The sequence below is a fragment of the Bradyrhizobium sp. 190 genome (assembly GCF_023073415.1).
Taxonomy (GTDB): Bacteria; Pseudomonadota; Alphaproteobacteria; order Rhizobiales; family Xanthobacteraceae; genus Bradyrhizobium.
On the sequence record NZ_JADPJL010000008.1, the window covers coordinates 359,466 to 377,514 of the forward strand.

Genomic DNA, 18,049 nt, shown 5'->3' on the forward strand with positions numbered 1-18,049 from the left:
GTCTTGTTGACCATGTTTGCCCGGCAGATTTTTCCTACTTGGGCGTCAATGGAAAGGTTCCGTTAACCATTATTACCCTAGCGTTGCACTTGTAGAGAGCGCGTGTGCGCTGGCGGCTTTTGTTTCGCGTTGTGGGGGCATCGTTACCCAGGCTGGTGGCAACCGCGTTCGTTTTTCGGAATCGAAGCGGGCGGGGCAATGGCTGACAACGAGCAGGCGGAAGGCGCAGACGGCGCAGATGCCTCACCGTCGAAAAAGGGCAAGCTCAAGCTGATCATTGCCGTTGCCGGGTTCGTCGCAATCCTCGGCGCGGGCGCTGGCTGGTTCTTCCTGATGCGCGGCCATGGCGAGGCGAAGCACGCCGAAGCGCCGCCGCCGAAGCCGCCGTCCTTTGTCGAAGTGCCCGATATGATGGTCAACCTGGTCGGGGCCCCTGGCGAGCGGGTGCAATATCTCCGCGTCAAGGTCGTGCTCGAGATCAAGGATGAGAAGCATGTCGAGGCGATCAAGCCGAACCTGCCGCGCGTCACCGACCTGTTCCAGACCTACCTGCGCGAATTGCGTGCCTCCGACATCAACGGTTCGGCCGGGCTATTTCGCCTCAAGGAAGAACTGACCAAGCGGGTCAACAACGCGGTGGCGCCCCAGCAGGTGACCGCCGTGTTGTTCAAGGAAATCGTCGTGCAGTGATGGGACGGATCTAGCATCATGGCCGGCAACCAAGACCAGATGGACCAGGACGCCATTGCCGCGCAATGGGAAGCCTCCCTGGATTCCGAGGATCCCGCGGCGGCCGCGGAAGAAGCTGCCGCCAATGAACTTTCCGAGAGCATGGCGCTGCAGTGGGCGGCCATGGTCGAGGATGGCGGTCGCGAGTTCGGCAACAAGAATTCCGGCGAACGGGTTCTGTCGCAGGAAGAAATCGACAATCTGCTCGGTTTCACCGTCGGCGACGTCAATCTCGACGACCATTCCGGCATTCGCGCCATCATCGATTCCGCGATGGTGTCTTACGAGCGTCTGCCGATGCTCGAAATCGTTTTCGACCGCCTGGTGCGGCTGATGACCACGAGCCTGCGCAACTTCACCTCTGATAACGTCGAAGTCTCGCTCGACCGCATCACCTCGGTTCGCTTCGGCGACTACATGAATTCAATCCCGCTGCCCGCAGTGCTCTCGGTGTTCAAGGCCGAGGAGTGGGAAAATTTCGGCCTTGCGACGGTCGATTCCAGCCTGATCTATTCGATCATCGACGTGCTGCTCGGCGGCCGGCGCGGCCAGACCTCGCTGCGCATCGAGGGCCGGCCCTACACCACGATCGAAACCAACCTGGTCAAACGGCTGGTCGAGGTGGTGCTGGCCGACGCCGAGCAGGCGTTCCGGCCGCTGTCGCCGGTGACGTTCTCGATCGACCGGCTGGAAACCAATCCACGCTTCGCCGCAATCTCCAGGCCGGCTAACGCCGCGATCCTGGTGCGGCTGCGCATCGACATGGAAGATCGCGGCGGTAACATCGAATTGCTGCTGCCTTACGCGACCATCGAGCCGATCCGTCCGGTTCTGCTCCAGATGTTCATGGGCGAAAAGTTCGGCCGCGATCCGATCTGGGAAGGACATTTTGCGACCGAAGTGGCGCAGGCCGAGATATCGGTCGACGCCGTGCTGTATGAAGCCGACATTCCGCTCAAGCAGCTGATGAAGCTGAAGGTCGGCGACACCCTGCCGCTGGAAATGCGTCCTGAAGCGCTGGTGCAGGTCCGCTGCGGCAACGTTCTTTTGACCGAAGGGCGCATGGGCCGGGTCGGCGACCGCGTCGCCATCCGCGTCACCAAGCAGTTGCGCAAACCCAATACCACCTTCGCGATGTTCGAGAAGGCCGACGAACAAACCAAGTTGATGGAGGCACAATGAGTCATTCCCTTGGCATTGTAATCGAGAGTCTGGTCGCGGTGCTGCTGATGCTCACGATAGGCTACTGCATGCTGCTCAATAAGCGGCTGAAGCGGCTGAAGGCGGACGAGCATTCGCTGAAAGCCACGATCGCGGAACTGATCACCGCGACCGAAATCGCCGAGCGGGCGATCGGCGGCCTCAAGCACACCGTGCGCGACGTCAATGAGAATCTCGGCAGCCAGCTTGCGGCGGCGACGCAGATGGCGGGGCATCTGAAGAACATGCTGGCCGAAGGCGACGGCGTCATTCGCCGGCTGTCCAAGATCGCGATCGCGGCGCGGCCCTCGCAGGACGCCGAACCCGCAGCGCCCAAGGTTTCCTCCGCCAAGGCGGTTGCTGCGGCGGCTGAAGCATTCTCCGAACGCCGAAGGGCCAGTGGCCTCGCCGCATGAAGTCGTTTCGCGATATCCGCGTCATTCCGGTCGTGCTGGTCGCGATCTTCGGCCTTGCTGTGCTGAAGGTTGCGGGCCTCGTGATCGATGGCGGATACGTGTTCGACTATCAGGTCAGCCAGCCGGCCAAGCGTTCGTGGGCGCAGGACAATCTGGGTTATCCGAACAGTGCCAGAGCCGATTCTGCCGACATTACCGGTTCGGTCAAGAAGGAAGAGAAAAAGGAAGAGGCGCCGAAACCGGCCGCTCCCGCCACCGACGCGCCGAAGCCCGACGGCGTCGTGGTGTTTCCCGACCAGAACCCGCAATCGGTGTCGCCGTCGGAGCGCGCCATTCTGGAACGGCTGCAGGCGCGGCGTCAGGAACTGGAGCAGCGCGCGCGTGAAATCGAAATTCGCGAAAGCCTTTTGAAATCCGCCGAGAAACGCATCGAGGGCCGCGTCGAGGAAATGAAGGCCACCGAGGCAAAGATCTCGACCGCGACGGGGCAAAAGGCGGAGCAGGACGCCGCCCGCTTCAAGGGCATCATCACGATGTACGAGGGCATGAAGCCGAAGGACGCCGCCAAGGTGTTCGACCGGCTGGAAATGTCCGTACTCTACGAAATCGCCTCCCAGATCGCGCCGCGCAAGATGTCGGATATTCTCGGGCTGATGCAGCCGGAAGCGGCCGAACGGCTGACGGTCGAACTGGCCCGCCGTGCCGGCACCGATAAATCCACGTCCACGGCCGAGCTGCCGAAGATCGAAGGCAAGATTCTGCAGCAAAGGCCCAACTGACGCGGGGCGCCAAGCGCCCCGCGGTAACAAGGCATTGGCGCCACCCGGTCAGAACCTGCGCGGCCCCGACGAAACGAACGAGCGATGGGCTACGGAGAGCGCCCCACGCTCGTTGGTTTCAAGCGCGATCTTCTGCGCCAGCATGACATCGCCCGCGACGAGGTCGCCATCCGGAACGAAGCACCATTTGCAGACGTGGTGGCCCGTGCCGTTGAGCTCCTCGATGTTCGTCTGCGTGCCGTGATGTATCCGATAACGCGTCCCGGTGTCGCTGCCGACGACGTCGAAATATCGGAAGCGCTCATAGCAGGCACGCTGCTTCGGCGAGAGCCAGCCCTTCAACAGGGTCAGCGCTCGTGCCTCGGTTTCGTAGCGGAACGATCTGCTGCAGGAACCAGATCGCGCCACCACCAGCGAAAGCGCCGAAAGCAGCAGCGTGCCAAGCAAAGCCAGGACGAACGAGCATATCGCCAGGACGATCTGCTGGGTCACTGCCGTCAGCCACCAACGAGACGCGGATAAAACAGCGTTTCCTCCGCCGTCGGATCGAAGGAGCGGATCACCCGTTGCTCGCCGGGCCCCGATCGTACCGCTGCCGTAAAGCCTGCGCCGGTCAATTCCCTGAAACGCCGCTCGGCCTTTTCGACCTCTGCGCGATCATGGATGTCGAATGTGTGGCGGGTGTCACCGGTACGATCCATCACGATCTGGGTTGCCATTTCACGCACTCCGAATTGGCTGCCTGAGGCAGGTTTGGCGACCCGGGCGCATTGGTTGATTGACTGCCGGCCCCGCGTCCCGGGTCCATTATTTCCCTAAGACGGGATGGCTGATGTTGGTTCCAACCGTCGTGAGATTATTGATGCAGATCAAGGCGCGGGGCGGCGCTGTGGCAATAGCCGCAGCCCGCGAGCTTGCGGCGTGCCGGATGATCAAGAAAAGGGACCGGATTCCGACCCATCCTGCGACGTGTAATGCTTGGTCCGGGCGCCAAGCCGTCCCTCCAACGAAATCAATGAGTTGACGTTAACAAAACCTTAAGTCGGCCAATCCAAGATTCAAACCGGCAGGCGAGCGCGCTTCGCCGCAGAATTCATTGAGGCCGCGAGATTTCCTGGATGGGGCAAAGGGCTGCCGCTGGAACTGGGTCGCAGGGCCGCGCTTTGGCGCGGGCGGCCCGGCTTTGCCTCGGCCGGCCGCTTGCTTTTGTCTTGCTGCTTGCCGGCCTCGCTATTTCGCAGCCCTGCCGGGCCGACGATCCGGTTCGGGGGGAGGCGACGTTTACGTCCGGCGGCGGTTTCGCCCGGCTGGTGTTGAAGCTGGCCGAGGACGTCGAGTCAGACGTTTCGACTGCGGGTTCGATCATCATCATCCACTTCAAGCGCCCGGTGGATATTCCCGTCGACAAATTGTCCGATGCCGTTCCCGATTATGTCGGCTCGGCGCGGCGCGATCCCGACGGTACGGCGATCCGGCTGTCGCTCTCGCGGCGGGCAACCGTCAACACCATGACGGCGGGGGAGCGGATCTTCGTCGACTTCCTGCCCGATAGCTGGACCGGTCCGCCGCCCGCGCTTCCTGCGGCGGTCGTGCGCGAACTGGCGGAGCGGGCGCGGGCCGCCGAACGCGCGCTTCGGGCGCAGCTTGCGGTCAACGCCGCGAAGAAGAGGCCGCCGGTGCGTGTCCGCGCCTCGGTGCAGCCGACTTTCGTCCGTTTCGTGTTCGAGATGCCCGACGGCGTCAACGTGTCGTCGGTGCTGAACGATCAGAAGCTGACGCTGCAGTTCAACAGCGTGCTCAATTTCGACCTGGCGGATGCGAAGGTGGCGGCGCCACCGAACGTCGCCTCGATCAACCAGCGGGCCGACGTCGATTCTTCCGCAGTCGACATCGTGCTGATCGGCGAGGTCGACGTGCATTCCTTCCGCGAGGAAAAGAACTATGTGATCGATGTCGCCTTCCAGCAGGCGGAAAAGCCCGCTTTGGCCGCGCCCCATGCCGAGGCCAAGCCGGCCATGCCGGCCAAACCGGGTCCAGCCGCGCGGATTTCGCGCGACAAGGCCCTGAAGGAATCTCAGCCGCCGCAGCAGCCGGCGGAGATTCCGGCTGTTACCTCGGAGATGATTGCCGAACAGGCCCGGATCGAGATCAAGCCTGCCCAGATGACTGAAGCGCCGGCCGTGGCGGAGGCCGCAACGCCTGCCGTCGAAAAGGCGACACCGGTCAAGGACAATGCGGCTCCCGCGGCCGAGAAGATGGCAGCCGCACCGGAACAAGCATCGCCGCCGGCAGAAGCTGCGAAAGTGGGGCAGCCTGCCGAACAGGTCCAGGCTGCCGCTGCGGAAGCTCCGAAGGCTGTGGCGCCCAAGCAGGCTCCACCTCCCGCGGAGCCGCCGAAGGGGGCAGCAGCATCCAATCCGCCGCCGGATAGCGGCGCCAAGGACAAGACCGCCACTGTCGAGGCGAGGCGTGACAGCGACGGCCTGCGCGTCACGTTCTCCTTTGCCGCGCCGACCGCGGCTGCGCTGTTCCGCCGCGCCGATACGGTGTGGCTGGTGTTCGACCAGGCCAAACCGATCGATGTCGAACCGATCCGCGCCAAGGGCGGCGCCATCATCGGCAATGTCAGCCGGCTGCCGCTGGAAAAGGGCCAGGCCATCCGTATCCGCCTCAACCGGCCGCAGATCCCTTCGCTCGAAAGCGAAGGCCGCGCCAACGGCGCCGAGTGGACGCTGACTTTCGCCGACCGCGGCCAGACGCCGCCGCTGCCGCTGATGGTGCTGAGGAACATTACCGATCCCGCGCTCGCCAATGTCACCGTGCCGCTGGCCAATCCCGGAGCGATGCACCGGCTGGTCGATCCCGACGCCGGCGATACGCTGTTGGTCGTCACCGCGCCGCCGCCGACCCGCGGCCTCATCAAGCGGCAGGATTTCGTCGAATTATCGCTGCTGGAATCCGTGCACGGCGTGGTCGTGCATCCGAACTCCGACGATATCAACGCCGAGGTCGGCGCCGACAAGGTGATGCTTGGACGACCCGGCGGATTGACGCTGTCGTCGGCCGACGTCGCGGCCGAACGCGCCACCGCGGCGGTGAGGCCGCTGTTCGACGCCAACGAATGGCGCAAGAACAGGGAAGAGAAATTTCTCACCCGGCTGGATGCGTTGATCAAGGCCGCGGCCGCCGCGGGGCCTGAGCAAAAGGCGCAACCCCGCCTCGAGCTTGCCAATTTCTACATGTCGCGCGGGATGTATCAGGAAGCGCGGGGGGTGACCAACCTCATCATCTCCGACACTAACCCGGGGAACGAAGATGCCGCCGTGCTGATGGTGCACGCGGTCGCCAGCATCCTGATCGGCCATCCCGAGCGGGCGCTGAAGGATCTTGCAAGTCCTGCGATCGGCAACGGCCACGATTCCCAATTGTGGAAAGGGTTCGCGTTCGCCCGTCAGGAAAAATGGGCGGACGCGCGCGAAAAGTTCAAGAACGCCGAATTCTCGATCGCCGCGCTGCCGCTGGAACTGCAGCGCATCATCACCGCGGATGCGATGCGGGCCTCGCTCGAGGTGAAGGATTATGCCGGGGCCTCGCGGCGGCGCAGCGAACTCGAGGTGATCGGCATTCCCAACGAGATGAAGCCCGGGATCGCGGTGCTGCGCGGGCGGCTCGCCGAGGCGCTGGGGCACGACAAGGACGCGCTCGACGCCTACCGCTACGCGGCGCAGTCGAGCGACCGGCAGGCGTCGGCCGAGGCGGGGCTGCTGGAGGCCCTGCTGCGGCACAGGCGCGGCGAACTCGGCCAGGCCGAATTGCTGCGCGAGCTGGAGATTTTGTCGGTCACCTGGCGTGGCGACGAGATCGAGTTGAAGGCGTTGAACAAGATGGCTCAGATCTACGCCGAGAACGCCCGCTACGCCGACTCGCTCGCCGCTGCCAAGACCGCGACGAAGCTGCAGCCCAATTCCGAATTGTCGCGGCAGGGCCAGGATGCGGCGTCCGCCTTGTTCGCGGAGCTCTATCTCGGCTCGAAGGGCGACGACATGAAGCCGGTCGATGCGCTCGCCATGTTCTATGAGTTTCGCGAATTGACGCCGATCGGCCGGCGCGGCGACGAGATGATCCGGCGCCTGGCGGATCGGCTGGCCACGGTCGACCTGCTCGACCAGGCCGCCGAACTGCTGCAGTACCAGGTCGACAAGCGGCTGGAGGGAGCCGCGCGCGCGCAGGTGGCGGCACGCCTTGCCATGGTTTACCTGACCAACCGCAAGCCGGACCGGGCGATCGCGGCGCTGCGCTTGACCCGGATCGCCGATCTCTCCGGCGAACTGCGGCAGCAGCGGCTGCTCCTCGAGTCGCGGGCCCAGAGCGACATCGGTCGGCATGACCTCGCGCTCGATATCATCTCCAACATCACCGGCCGCGAAGCGATCCGGCTGCGCTCCGACATCTATTGGGCGTCGCGGCAGTGGCGGGAGGCTTCCGAACAGATCGAACTGTACTACGCCGACCGCTGGCGGGATTTCAGGCCGCTGAACGCCGCCGAGAAGAGCGACGTGATCCGCGCCGTGGTCGGCTATGCGCTGGCCGGGGACGCGATCGGCCTGGCCCGTTTCCGCGAAAAATACGCGCCGCTGATGACCGGCGAGGCTGACCGGTTCGCGTTCGAGACCGCGAGCAAGCCGGCCGCCTCCAACAGCACCGAATTCGCCCTGATCGCCAAGATGGCCGCCAGCGTCGACACGCTCGACGGCTTCATCCGCGAAATGAAGATCCGCTTCCCGGATGCCACCGCCCGCGCGCCGCTATCGCCGGGTATGTCCGGGGCCGAGCCGGTCCACACCGGCTCCTTGCCCGCGATATCAGGTATCCGGCGGATCGAATTGAAGAAGCAGGCGAAGTAGCGGATTCGGCCGCAGGTTCGGCCAATTTTTGACCAGTTGGCACATTAGGGAGGACGTCAGCGCCTCGTTGGCGCTCTCTGCAATCGTCTCTAGCTAGCCGTCCAAACTGGCCGTCCGATGCCGCTGACCCGGGACCGAATTATAGGACACGACAACGAACGCCTGGCGTTCAGGTTCACCATGCGAAATGCCGCCGATACGGTGGAGTGCCAGATCAGCGATGCCGCATTGGACGAACTCGGAGGCGTGAAGGGTACGGAGAGCATCGCAAGGCGGGCGCAATTTTTGGCGCTGCGGGATGCCGTCGAGGGCATCGCATCCGAAATTTTCGACAAGGGGCCATGCGTGAAAGGCCAGATCGTCAGGATATTCACCAAGCACGTTCAGAAACTACCGCCATCGCTGACCGAACCGATCGCGACCGACTCGGAGCCGGATACGGGCAACACCGTTTCGCTGCGGGTCATTGCCGAAGCGAGGCCGGCAAGCGCGGCGCAATAACGCGCCGCGCTGCGGTCGCCTCGACAGCAGCCGTAAAACAGCGACCACGCATCCGTATCACGGTCCCGGCGTCACCCACGCGGTCACAATCATTCCGTTCGCGTCCAGCGCAATTCGCCAATGCGACGCGCCGTTTTCGTGCTTGACGGTGTAGACATCTTCGCCTTGGGGGGCCACACCGAGAAACCTGATGGACTCGACGGCGCGCAGTTCGGCAAGGCCAGGCTGCAGGTTTGGCAATTGCTGACGGGTAGCCTCGGCGAGCGCCGCGCTCATTTCGTCGTAATTGGGCTGGCCGCTGATGAGCCCGTCAATTAGGCGGCGAAGGGCTGTCTCGGTCCCGGGGCTGGCGGACTGGCTTTTCACCTTCTCTTCCGTCCGGTTTGCAATCTGCCGCGCCGTTGCCGCGTCGATGCGTTGCATCGGATGACTCCCGCCACCCTGATGCAGGATCACGGATGTTGCCAGCCCGCGCTCGTCCCGGACGAAAGTGATCTGTGCGTCGACGACGTCAGTGAAGAATTCGGTTGGGCTTTGCGCATAAAATGCGACGTGCCGTTGTCCGGTCAGATGGGTGAGCAAATGATCCGCCTCGCGCGTCACGGTAAAGACGGCGTTGTCGCCGAGCTGGTAGAAACCGGCATAGTTATCGAGAATTGCCGCATCCACGACGACCTTCTGCCGCGCGGCTTGGTCGGGAGGGCTGTTGTCGGCCGGCGGCGATGCTGCGGGTGAGCCGGTCTGCCCACTGCTGGACTGAATTCTTGCGGCGAGCGCGTTCCAGTCCCGACAGCCCAGAATTTTGGCAATCAGCTCCAGGGACTCGCTGTGGGTGAGGGAAACGGATTTGGCATTCAGCGCTTCACGTAGTGTTTGCGCCATAGCTTTTGCGTCGCGGAAATCGCGCATGGACGATCCTCTGCATCGACGAACGGAGATACGTCAGGGGCTTGCGTTGCTGACCCGTTCGCTCGGGGCATGAGGAAAGCCTTAAAAGTTCGGCTTGATACATTCGCCATACCCCGGGAGGGGCGCAAGCAGCGGGTCGTATCCACCCGTCGAATATGTGTGCTTGCGATCCCGGATTTGTCAATCGTGACAGCGGGCGGAATGGGGCCATCGAGCGCGACGAGATGGCGCGTCGTTCCGTCACCCCTCGACAGATGCATGTCAAAGCGGCAACCTGCAGGCAAACAACCTTCCGGAGGACAGCGTACGATGAGCAAGCCCGCCAAAACCGAAGCTGAACTCATCGAGATGGCGCGAGCCGAATTGAAGGTCCACGCCAATTGCCCCGACGGCATCGTCATCTCGGTGATCCCTGACGGTGACAGCTGGGAATTCCGCGCCGAGGCCGACGATGCCACGATCGCCAAACCCGGCTTTCCCGAATGCGTCGCCATGCTGGTCCAGATCGGTGACCACCTCTGCAAGCAGTATGATTTCAAGGGGTGAGCGGCGAGTGCGGGCGTCCGGTTCGGCTAACCGCCCAGAATTCCTTCACACCGTAAAGATCCGCCCCGGGTTCAAAATGTTCTTCGGGTCGAGGGCGCGCTTGAGCGTGCGCATCGTTTCGATTTCCTCCTCTGTCCGGCTCATTTTCAGGTAGGGCCGTTTGAGGATGCCGATGCCGTGTTCGGCCGAGATCGAGCCGCCGAATTCGCCCGTGAGGTCGTAGACCAGCTTCTCGAACTCATCGTGCTTGTCAGGCGTATGTTCGTGATACACGCTGGGATGCAAATTGCCGTCGCCGACGTGTCCCATCACGATGGTGAAGGCGTGCGGATCGATCGCTTTGACTCGTGCATCAAGCGTATCCGCATATTCTTCCATCCTGTCGATGGCGAGACTGACATCGAACCCCATCCTCGCGGCGTAAGGGAAGGTACGGCCGAGCTCGACGCTGGAATCGCGGATACGCCAGATCGTAGCGGCGGATGCATTCGAGGTCGAGAGCGTGGCGTCGAGGATCAGATTGTCGTCCATCGCGGTCTCGAGCAGTTTCTCGAGGTCGGCATGGATGCGCCCGGGGTCGCTGCCGGAAGCCTCCAGCAGAACGTAGAACGGGTGATGCGTCGGCAGCGGCCCCGCGACGCCCTTCACGCGCTCGACGACGAGGCGGTAGTAGGCATTCCACATCACTTCGAATGCAGTCAATTCGCCGCCGAGGCTTTCGCGCGCCATCCTCAGGAATGCCATGACCTGACCGAACGAGGGCAGGGCGCACAGCGCCACCTGCCGCTCCGCCGGCGCGGGAAAAACGCGTAGCGCTGCGCGCGTCACCACGCCGAGGATGCCTTCGCTGCCGATGAAAAGCTGCTTTAAGTCGATGCCGGTGTTGTTCTTGATGTATTTGCGCAGGCCCTTCAGCACGGTGCCGTCGGCCGTGACGACTTCGAGGCCGAGGACCAGGTCACGCGTCATGCCGTAACGGATGACGCGGTTGCCGCCGGCATTGGTCGAGATGTTGCCGCCGATGGTGCAGCTGCCGCGCGCGCCGAGGTCGAGCGGAAACATCAGGCCGTCCTGCTCGACCCGCTCTTGGAGCTTTTGCAGCGGCGTGCCGGCCTGCGCGATGGCGACGCCGGCGGAGGCATCGACCTCTTCAACGCTGTTCATGCGCTCCATCGAGAGCACGATTTCGTTCGCATTCGGCAGCGCGCCGCGCACCAGCCCGGTCATGCCGCCCTGCGTCGTAACGGGGACACCTTCGCGATGACAGAGCCGCAGCAACACGGAGACATCCTCCGTCGTTCTCGGGCGGACGACCGCGCGCGGTTTCGGCACCGGATTGCCAGCGAGATCGTGATGATAGCGTGCGTCGATGTCGTTGCCTGATAGCACCGCGCCCTTGTCGAGCGCGTTGCGCAGTTCGTCAATGAAGCCCTCGGACATGCCCCTGCCTCTTCTTGATGAGAAGTTTGGCCGAAGCTTTACATGCGGCATGGCCAGGAAGAAACCCGGACCGGCCCAATCGCGGCATTTTCCGAACTGGAAAGGCGCCCTCTGAAGGCGCCATCTCTCGGCCGGGGCTGTGACCGGCGATCAGTGTGGCTGTCGCCGGGAGGTCCTGTGCGGGGCGTTCTTGATGCGCGACTTCGGCATCGGCGGGGTGATGGTGGGGCTGTCCTGCCGCTCGGGCTCGATCGAAGTGATCTGGTTGCAGGCGTCGCACTTGTAAACGTAGATGAGGGGGCGCAGTCCGATCCGGGGCAGCTTTCCGATCTGGGCCGTACCTACGCCGCAGATCTCGCAGCGCGGCGGCAGACCGGTTTCTGAATGCGGCACGGACATATGACTATCGCTAAGAGACTATCGCTAAGCAACAAAGGAAAACATCGGCGAGGATAGCCGTCGATTGCATCTTATTCGTGGAAATTGAGGTCCGTAATAATACGAGGTCCGCCACCAGCGTCCATCTTTTGCCACCAAATCGACCCCGGCCGGGCATCCAAACAACACACTGCACGGTGCAAACTCGCAACGCCAGCGCGTGACCATACGGAAATTCCACCGGAGCGAATCCGGCCGGATGCCAATTTGTAAGGCGTGCAGAAATGTCTTCCACCAACGGTCACGACACATCGATGCAAGCGGCGTTGGCCCTCGTGGAGGCTGCGGCGTCCCGCCCATCGCCCGCCGACAGATTCAATATTGATCGGGAAGGGCCGGCGAAACGCGCCGGAAAACTTCGGGTGCTGCAGCAACGATTCCAGAAACTGAACGAGTATTGCGACGAGACCGTCGCCGAAATTCGCGCTTCGCTGGAGCGGGCGCCGCCGCGCTAGTCCGCAAGAAACCGGTGCCGGGTTTTTCCGGGAACGAAAATTTGCGGCAGATCAAAGCAAGCCGGCCAGACTACCCTGCAGTGCATTTCGTACCGAGCCGCTCTATCCGGAAGGGGGTCGTTCCGGTTACGAGGCCCGGACTCCCGAAACAAAATGACGTTTCGAAGAAACGTCATCTTGCTCAGGGCACTCCGGGCCTCGCTCTTCTCCTGCGAAGCGAGACATCACGAGATTGGATGTCGCTTCGGCAAATGTCTCACTTTTTGTCGATCTTCGTGACCGCGTCCGTCTTGTCGATCTTCGTGATGGTCTTGGTCCCCGCCGTGTCGCTCACGGCAAAGGTGACCCTGTCGCCGGCGTGCAGGACGTTCAGCCGCGCGCCGTCCTGGATCTTGAATTCTTCGGTCGCGGCGCCGGCGTTCGCGCCGGTGGTGCCATCAGGCATATCCTTGATCGAGATCGTGCCGCTGATCCGATCTATTCTCGTCACCATTCCGGTCCGCGTTTGCTGGGCAAGGGCCGACGTACCGGCGATGCTGAGGGCCGCGGTGGCGGCCATAATCATCCCTGCGATTTTCATGGAATACTCCCGGCTGTAGGGCGTCTACGATAAGCCGGGATTGCGGCATTAGTTCCGCAGCGGAGCGCGGTGCGACAATTTCTTCACGCTTCAAACATGCCAGCGCTGACGTTGGAGCGATCCCGTTAGGCCGCGCCGGCCTCGGACTCGAGTTCGGTTTCCGTCACCGTGCGGTTACGGCCGAGCCGCTTGGCTTGATAAAGCCCGCGGTCGCAGCGCTCGATCATGGCATCAGCGGATTCGGCGAGGCGGAATTGCGCCACCCCGATCGAAACCGTGATGCTGCCGATTTCCTTGCCGGTTGCGCGGCGGGTCAGCTTCGCTTCGGCAATGCGGCGGCGAATGCGCTCGGCGACCGACGTACAATCCTCGAGATCGGCGCCCGGAAGCACCGCGATCAATTCCTCGCCGCCGTAGCGGGCTGCGAGATCGACTTCGCGAACACCTTCTTGCAAGACCTTTGCGACAAGCCGAAGCACCTGGTCGCCGACCTGATGGCCGTAATCGTCGTTGAATTTCTTGAAGTGATCGATGTCGATCAGGAAGACGCTGAGCGCCTCGTCCTTTTCCATCGCCGCGATCTGGGCGAGCCGGAGGAATTCATCCATCGAGTGCCGGTTGGCCAGCCCGGTCAGCGCATCGGTGTTGGAGCGTTGCTCGGCCGCCTTCAGCGAGTCGCGGATGTTGTCCAGTTCCTCGGAGGTGGCGGCGAAATTTGCCTCCAGCGTTGCGGCTCGCGCCGTCGCCTTTGACAATTCGTCAACCAGCTTCGAAATGATCGTCCGGGGATCGCTGGTGGCAGCGGCTTCGGAAGATACTTCGCCGAGCGCCTTGATGTGGGTCTGGTTGTCGGTGACGGCGGTGTTGAGGAACTGCTGGGCGGTGGCGATCAGGCCGCTCAATTGCTCGGGAAGGTCACCGAGCGGGTCGGGGCTGGACTGCGGCGTCACATAGGTAATGTAGAGCTCGTGGTTGATCGCCGGGTCGAATTTGCGCCTGCCGGCGATCAGGATGTCGATGGTCTTTCGCAGCGCCAGCGAATTGCCCAGGGAATATTCGAACCAGACCGCAAAATTGGTCGGGGTGGCAGGAACCGATTGCTGCGCCATCAGCCGCATAGCCCGGTCGGCAATCGTCGTGGCGTATTCGGCGTCCATATCGCCGATAGGCTGGCCTGCCATCGTTTGACCCGGTGATGCGTTTGCTACGAAATTCGGTTACCTGGCATCCATTGTGCACAGAGGAACTAATCTCACCTTAAATTCCCTGGGAAACTCCGCAGCAAATACGTAACTAATGTTGACCTATTTGGTTGTGGAACCCGCGGGAACCGACCGCTAGCTGCCGCCGTAGCTCTGCACCAGGCTCCCCGCCACCAGCGACCAGCCGTCGACCAGCACGAAAAAGATCAACTTGAACGGGAGCGACACCACGACCGGTGGCAGCATCATCATACCCATCGACATCAGGACCGATGCGACCACGAGATCGATGATCAGGAAGGGGAGGAACAGCAGGAAACCGATCTCGAAGGCGCGCTTCAGTTCGGAGATCATGAAGGCCGGGACCAGGATCCGCAGCGACAGGTCTTCCGGTGTCGCCGGTGGCGGCTCGCCGGAGAGATCGACGAACAGCTTCAGATCCTTTTCACGAACGTTCTTCTGCATGAAGCCGCGCAGCGGCACCGAAGCCTTTTGCAGCGCTTCCTCGACCCCGATCTGGTTGGCGACCAGGGGTTTGATGCCGTCGTCATAGGACCTCTGCAGGACAGGGCCCATCACGAATGCGGTCAGGAACATCGCGAGCGCAATGATCACCGAGTTGGGCGGGGCGGTCGCGGTACCCAATGCGGTGCGCAGCAGCGACAGTACGACGACGATCCGCGTGAACGACGTCATCATGATCAGGATCGACGGCGCGATCGACAGCACCGTCAACAGCGCGATCAACTGGATCGCGCGTTCGGTGACGCCGCCGCCACCCTGGCCGAGATTGATGCTGATATCCTGCGCCATCGCCGGGTCGGCGAGCGATCCGGCGGCGGTCAGGATTAAGAAAAATAAAACTCTACGCGGAGAAGCCGGCGGCCTCACGAAGGATTCTTCGGACGGCCCAGCAAGGACGCCATCTCGTCTTCGAGATTTTCGAAGCCGCTCTTCTGCGGAGCGGGTGTGGGAACGGGAGGCTCGCTGCGGGAATTACGGGCGGGCGGCGTTTCCGGCGCAACCGGGGGCGCCACCGGTTCGGCCGGCCGGCGCAGGGCGGCTTCCAGCCGCTGGGCCATTTCGGCCAGATTCTGGTCGGCACTCGACGGCGCGGGGGCCGGAGGGGGCGGAGGTGGAGGCGGCGGCGCCGCGGCGCGTTCAGGCGCTCGGGCCGGCGTCTCACGAGCCGCCGGAGTGTCACGGACAGGCAGCGCCTCACGGATTGGCGGTGCCTCCCGGGCTGGCGATGCCTCACGGACAGGCAGCACGTCGCGGACTGGCGGCGCCTCGCGGACCGGCGGTGGCTTGGGCAACTCGCGCTGCGGCCGTGGCATCAGCGGCTCGTTGCGGCCCAGGCGCGGAGGGGCCGATTCTGGCCGACCGCTGATCGATTCCGGCGCAAAGCCCGTCAATGGATCGCTGCGACGTTCCGGCATCGGCGGCGGTGCAGGGCGGCGGATCTCGTCGGCGAAAGAGGGTCGTGCGGGGCGCGGTGGCGGCTCCGGCATTTGCGGTTCGGTGTGATCGAAGGCGTCGGTCGATCGCGAATCGGATCTTGCCGCCTCTTCGCTCCAGGCGGCATCGGGCAGCGGCGCGATGCGCGGCGCCTGTTCGCCGACCGCCGGGCGCGGCGCCATTTGATCGCGGTTGGGCATTGCGCGCACGATGTTGGGTTCGACCACGATGTCGCTCGGGCCGCCGATCATCAGGAGATGCTCGACATTGTCGCGCCGTACCAGCACGAGGCGCCGACGGCCATCCACGGCGGCGGCGTCGATCACGGCGAGCCGCGGCATCCGTCCGCGCTGGGTGTTGGCGCCGAGGCGGTTGTTGGCGTAACGGCGAACCACCCATGCGGCAACGCCGATCAGCGCCAGAACGGCGATGAATGCGAAGAGGAATGTCAGTGTCTGCATTCTTTAGTCCCCGGCCACAGGCCGTTCTCTTGATGCTGGCTTCGACGAGTGCGGTCTTAGGTCTTGCTGTCCGAGCATGTTCCCCGGGATACGGTTCCCGCCATCCTGACCATGCTCCGAAGCGATCCGCAGACGGCGAATCAGCCCGAGATCAGCCTTATTCCTTAATTCCCCGCGGCGAACGCCGCCGTCCGGTTAATTAATAGACCAAGAATCGCTTGAGCCAAAACGACTTCTGAGCGCCCCAAGTCGCGTCGGCTGGTGCTGGTTAACGCAGTTTTCGTGGCGAAAATGCGCTCATTTTGTCGCTGTCGGCGGGTATTGGCCGATGTCGAGGGCGGCAGAACGCAATTTTAACCAGCCGTTAACCATACACCGGGCAAATTCTGCCTACCTCGCGGCGTCTGCCAGAGGTTAACGGGAGCCGCTCGCGATGGCCATCAACGACCTTCCGATCCTGTCGGCGCTGCGCACCAAGATGCAGTGGCACCAGGAACGCCAGCGGGTGCTCGCTGAAAACGTGTCCAACGCCAACACCCCGAATTTCAGGCCGAACGACCTGGTCGAGCCGAAATTCGACAACAAGGGCGCAAACCTCGGCGGCGCGATGGGCTCGCTCGCCATGATGCGCACCGCATCGACCCATATCGGCGTTTCCGGCGGCGCACCAAGCTTCAGGGGAGACGGCGGCAAGAACGGCTTTTTGACCAAGCCGGCCGGCAATGCGGTCAATCTGGAAGAGCAGATGCTGAGGGTTTCGGCAAACCAGATGGATTACGCCGCAGCGACTTCGCTCTACAGCCGCAGCCTCGGACTTCTCAAAACCGCCATCGGAAAACGCTGACGCGTAAGGGAGCCGGATCATGGCAGACGACGGAAGCGATTTCGCCCGCTCGATGAGCATAGCGACGTCAGGCCTGCGCGCGCAGGCAGGGCGCATGCGGGTGATCTCGGAAAACATTGCCAATGCGGAGTCCACCGCGCCGACCGCGGGCGGCAACCCGTATCGCCGCAAGGTGCCGACATTTTCCTCCGCGCTCGACCGCACGCTGGATGCCAGGGTCGTGACGCTCGGCAAGGTCCGGACCGACCAGTCGGCGTTTCGCGTCAAGTACGAGCCGAGCAATCCGGCGGCCGATGCCGCGGGCAACGTCAAATATCCGAACGTCAATTCGATGGTCGAAATGACCGACATGCGCGAGGCGCAGCGGTCCTATGAAGCCAACCTCAACATCATCAGCGCCACGCGCCGCATGATTCAACGCACGCTCGACATCCTCAAGGCCTGAACAGGAACCATAGAAAATGGCTTCACCGACCGTTGCAGCAAACGCCTACGCCGCGCTTTCGCGCATCATGGAATCCGGCGGCGCCGAGAAAAGCGGCCAATCCGCCGGCGGCCCGTCCTTCAGCGCGCTGCTCAAGGACGCGGTGGGCAGCGTGCTGGATGCGGGCAAGAAATCCGACGCCCAGACCATGGCGATGAGTTCGGGCAAGGCCAACGTCATGGACGTGGTGACGGCGGTCGCGGAGACCGACGTCGCGGTCTCGACGCTGGTGTCGGTGCGCGACCGGGTGATCCAGTCCTACGAAGATATCATGAAGATGCCGATCTGACGTACGCCGTCATTGCGAGCGCAGCGAAGCAATCCATAGCGCCGCAAAAAGAAAGAATGGATTGCTTCCGCCTTCGCTCGTTGAGCTTCGGCGGACAAGTCGTCGCTGCGGACAAGTGTAGAGAAGGACGTTTGAAATGACCGGTGCTGAAACCCTCGACGTGGCGCGCGATGCGATCTGGACCATCGTGGTGGTGTCGTCGCCCTTGATGGTGATCGGGCTCGTGGTCGGCGTCGTGGTCTCGCTGTTCCAGGCGCTGACCCAGATCCAGGAACAAACGCTGATCTTCGTGCCGAAGATACTGGCGATCTTCGTGACATTATTGCTGGCGTTGCCGTTCATGGCGGATTCGATGCACGGCTACATGATGCGGATATCGTCGCGAATCATAGGCGGTTGATGCATTGTGAATGA

The 18,049-nt window shown here is 63.0% G+C and carries 20 protein-coding genes; 12 read left to right on the forward strand and 8 right to left on the reverse strand.

Features of this window, described 5'->3' with window-relative positions; all coding sequences use genetic code 11:
- The first annotated feature begins 198 nt into the window (after positions 1-198).
- Genes fliL through IVB22_RS05470 form a run of 4 tightly spaced genes read left to right on the forward strand, consistent with a single transcriptional unit; the run spans position 199 to position 3,124 of the window.
- Positions 199-690, forward strand: a complete 492-nt coding sequence (gene fliL, locus IVB22_RS05455; protein WP_247516286.1) for a flagellar basal body-associated protein FliL — start codon at positions 199-201, stop codon at positions 688-690.
- 18 nt (positions 691-708) lie between these two features.
- A complete protein-coding gene (gene fliM, locus IVB22_RS05460) occupies positions 709-1,911 on the forward strand; it encodes a flagellar motor switch protein FliM (RefSeq protein ID WP_108519780.1) in 1,203 nt (400 codons plus the stop codon).
- Positions 1,908-2,345, forward strand: coding sequence for a DUF6468 domain-containing protein (locus IVB22_RS05465; RefSeq protein ID WP_247516287.1), 438 nt, complete (start codon positions 1,908-1,910; stop codon positions 2,343-2,345). Before fliM ends, IVB22_RS05465 begins: the two co-directional genes overlap by 4 nt.
- Entirely contained in the window at positions 2,342-3,124 is a 783-nt protein-coding gene (locus IVB22_RS05470) for a MotE family protein (RefSeq protein WP_247516288.1), read from the forward strand. Before IVB22_RS05465 ends, IVB22_RS05470 begins: the two co-directional genes overlap by 4 nt.
- Before the next feature lie 48 nt (positions 3,125-3,172).
- Here the strand turns inward: IVB22_RS05470 and IVB22_RS05475 are convergent, their stop codons facing one another.
- On the reverse strand, positions 3,173-3,538 hold the full coding sequence (locus IVB22_RS05475) for a hypothetical protein (protein ID WP_247516946.1): 366 nt from the start codon (positions 3,536-3,538) through the stop codon (positions 3,173-3,175).
- Between the two features lie 83 nt (positions 3,539-3,621).
- Positions 3,622-3,843 (reverse strand): hypothetical protein, encoded by a 222-nt coding sequence (locus IVB22_RS05480; protein WP_247516289.1) that lies wholly within the window; start codon positions 3,841-3,843, stop codon positions 3,622-3,624.
- Between the two features lie 399 nt (positions 3,844-4,242).
- On the opposite strand from IVB22_RS05480, the gene IVB22_RS05485 reads away from it, so the two are divergent.
- On the forward strand, positions 4,243-8,028 hold the full coding sequence (locus IVB22_RS05485) for a tetratricopeptide repeat protein (RefSeq protein ID WP_247516290.1): 3,786 nt from the start codon (positions 4,243-4,245) through the stop codon (positions 8,026-8,028).
- Positions 8,029-8,145: 117 nt separating this feature from the next.
- A complete protein-coding gene (locus IVB22_RS05490; protein WP_256467376.1) occupies positions 8,146-8,529 on the forward strand; it encodes a DUF1488 family protein in 384 nt (127 codons plus the stop codon).
- 57 nt (positions 8,530-8,586) lie between these two features.
- Here IVB22_RS05490 and IVB22_RS05495 read toward each other — a convergent pair whose 3' ends face one another.
- Positions 8,587-9,438, reverse strand: coding sequence for a glyoxalase superfamily protein (locus IVB22_RS05495; RefSeq protein WP_247516292.1), 852 nt, complete (start codon positions 9,436-9,438; stop codon positions 8,587-8,589).
- 309 nt (positions 9,439-9,747) lie between these two features.
- Here IVB22_RS05495 and IVB22_RS05500 point away from each other — a divergent pair, with 309 nt between their 5' ends.
- Positions 9,748-9,984: a hypothetical protein gene (locus tag IVB22_RS05500; protein ID WP_247516293.1), complete on the forward strand. Its 237-nt coding sequence runs from the start codon at positions 9,748-9,750 to the stop codon at positions 9,982-9,984.
- A 45-nt stretch (positions 9,985-10,029) separates the two neighbouring features.
- Here IVB22_RS05500 and IVB22_RS05505 read toward each other — a convergent pair whose 3' ends face one another.
- Positions 10,030-11,424 carry an FAD-binding oxidoreductase gene (locus IVB22_RS05505; RefSeq protein WP_247516294.1) on the reverse strand — a complete coding sequence of 465 codons (1,395 nt, stop codon included), beginning with the start codon at positions 11,422-11,424 and terminating at the stop codon, positions 10,030-10,032.
- 662 nt (positions 11,425-12,086) lie between these two features.
- Here IVB22_RS05505 and IVB22_RS05510 point away from each other — a divergent pair.
- Entirely contained in the window at positions 12,087-12,317 is a 231-nt protein-coding gene (locus IVB22_RS05510; RefSeq protein WP_247516295.1) for a hypothetical protein, read from the forward strand.
- Positions 12,318-12,573: 256 nt separating this feature from the next.
- On the opposite strand, the gene IVB22_RS05515 is transcribed toward IVB22_RS05510, so the two are convergent.
- The 4 genes from IVB22_RS05515 to IVB22_RS05530 form a co-directional block, all read right to left on the reverse strand.
- On the reverse strand, positions 12,574-12,897 hold the full coding sequence (locus tag IVB22_RS05515; protein WP_247516296.1) for a copper-binding protein: 324 nt from the start codon (positions 12,895-12,897) through the stop codon (positions 12,574-12,576).
- A 125-nt stretch (positions 12,898-13,022) separates the two neighbouring features.
- Positions 13,023-14,006 carry a GGDEF domain-containing protein gene (locus tag IVB22_RS05520; RefSeq protein ID WP_247516947.1) on the reverse strand — a complete coding sequence of 328 codons (984 nt, stop codon included), beginning with the start codon at positions 14,004-14,006 and terminating at the stop codon, positions 13,023-13,025.
- 228 nt (positions 14,007-14,234) lie between these two features.
- On the reverse strand, positions 14,235-14,990 hold the full coding sequence (gene fliP, locus IVB22_RS05525) for a flagellar type III secretion system pore protein FliP (RefSeq protein WP_247516297.1): 756 nt from the start codon (positions 14,988-14,990) through the stop codon (positions 14,235-14,237).
- Complete coding sequence (locus IVB22_RS05530) at positions 14,987-16,018, reverse strand: flagellar biosynthetic protein FliO (RefSeq protein WP_247516298.1); 1,032 nt, start codon at positions 16,016-16,018, stop codon at positions 14,987-14,989. Before IVB22_RS05530 ends, fliP begins: the two co-directional genes overlap by 4 nt.
- A 433-nt stretch (positions 16,019-16,451) precedes the next feature.
- Here IVB22_RS05530 and flgB point away from each other — a divergent pair, with 433 nt between their 5' ends.
- The 4 genes from flgB to fliQ all read left to right on the forward strand — a co-directional run bounded on the left by flgB (position 16,452) and on the right by fliQ (position 18,035).
- The gene (flgB, locus tag IVB22_RS05535) at positions 16,452-16,862 is read left to right on the forward strand and encodes a flagellar basal body rod protein FlgB (protein WP_247516299.1); all 411 of its coding nucleotides are present in this window, start codon (positions 16,452-16,454) and stop codon (positions 16,860-16,862) included.
- A gap of 19 nt (positions 16,863-16,881) precedes the next feature.
- The gene (flgC, locus tag IVB22_RS05540; RefSeq protein ID WP_247516300.1) at positions 16,882-17,307 is read left to right on the forward strand and encodes a flagellar basal body rod protein FlgC; all 426 of its coding nucleotides are present in this window, start codon (positions 16,882-16,884) and stop codon (positions 17,305-17,307) included.
- A gap of 16 nt (positions 17,308-17,323) precedes the next feature.
- On the forward strand, positions 17,324-17,635 hold the full coding sequence (fliE, locus tag IVB22_RS05545; protein WP_247516301.1) for a flagellar hook-basal body complex protein FliE: 312 nt from the start codon (positions 17,324-17,326) through the stop codon (positions 17,633-17,635).
- 136 nt (positions 17,636-17,771) lie between these two features.
- Entirely contained in the window at positions 17,772-18,035 is a 264-nt protein-coding gene (fliQ, locus tag IVB22_RS05550) for a flagellar biosynthesis protein FliQ (RefSeq protein WP_247516302.1), read from the forward strand.
- Positions 18,036-18,049: the final 14 nt, after the last annotated feature.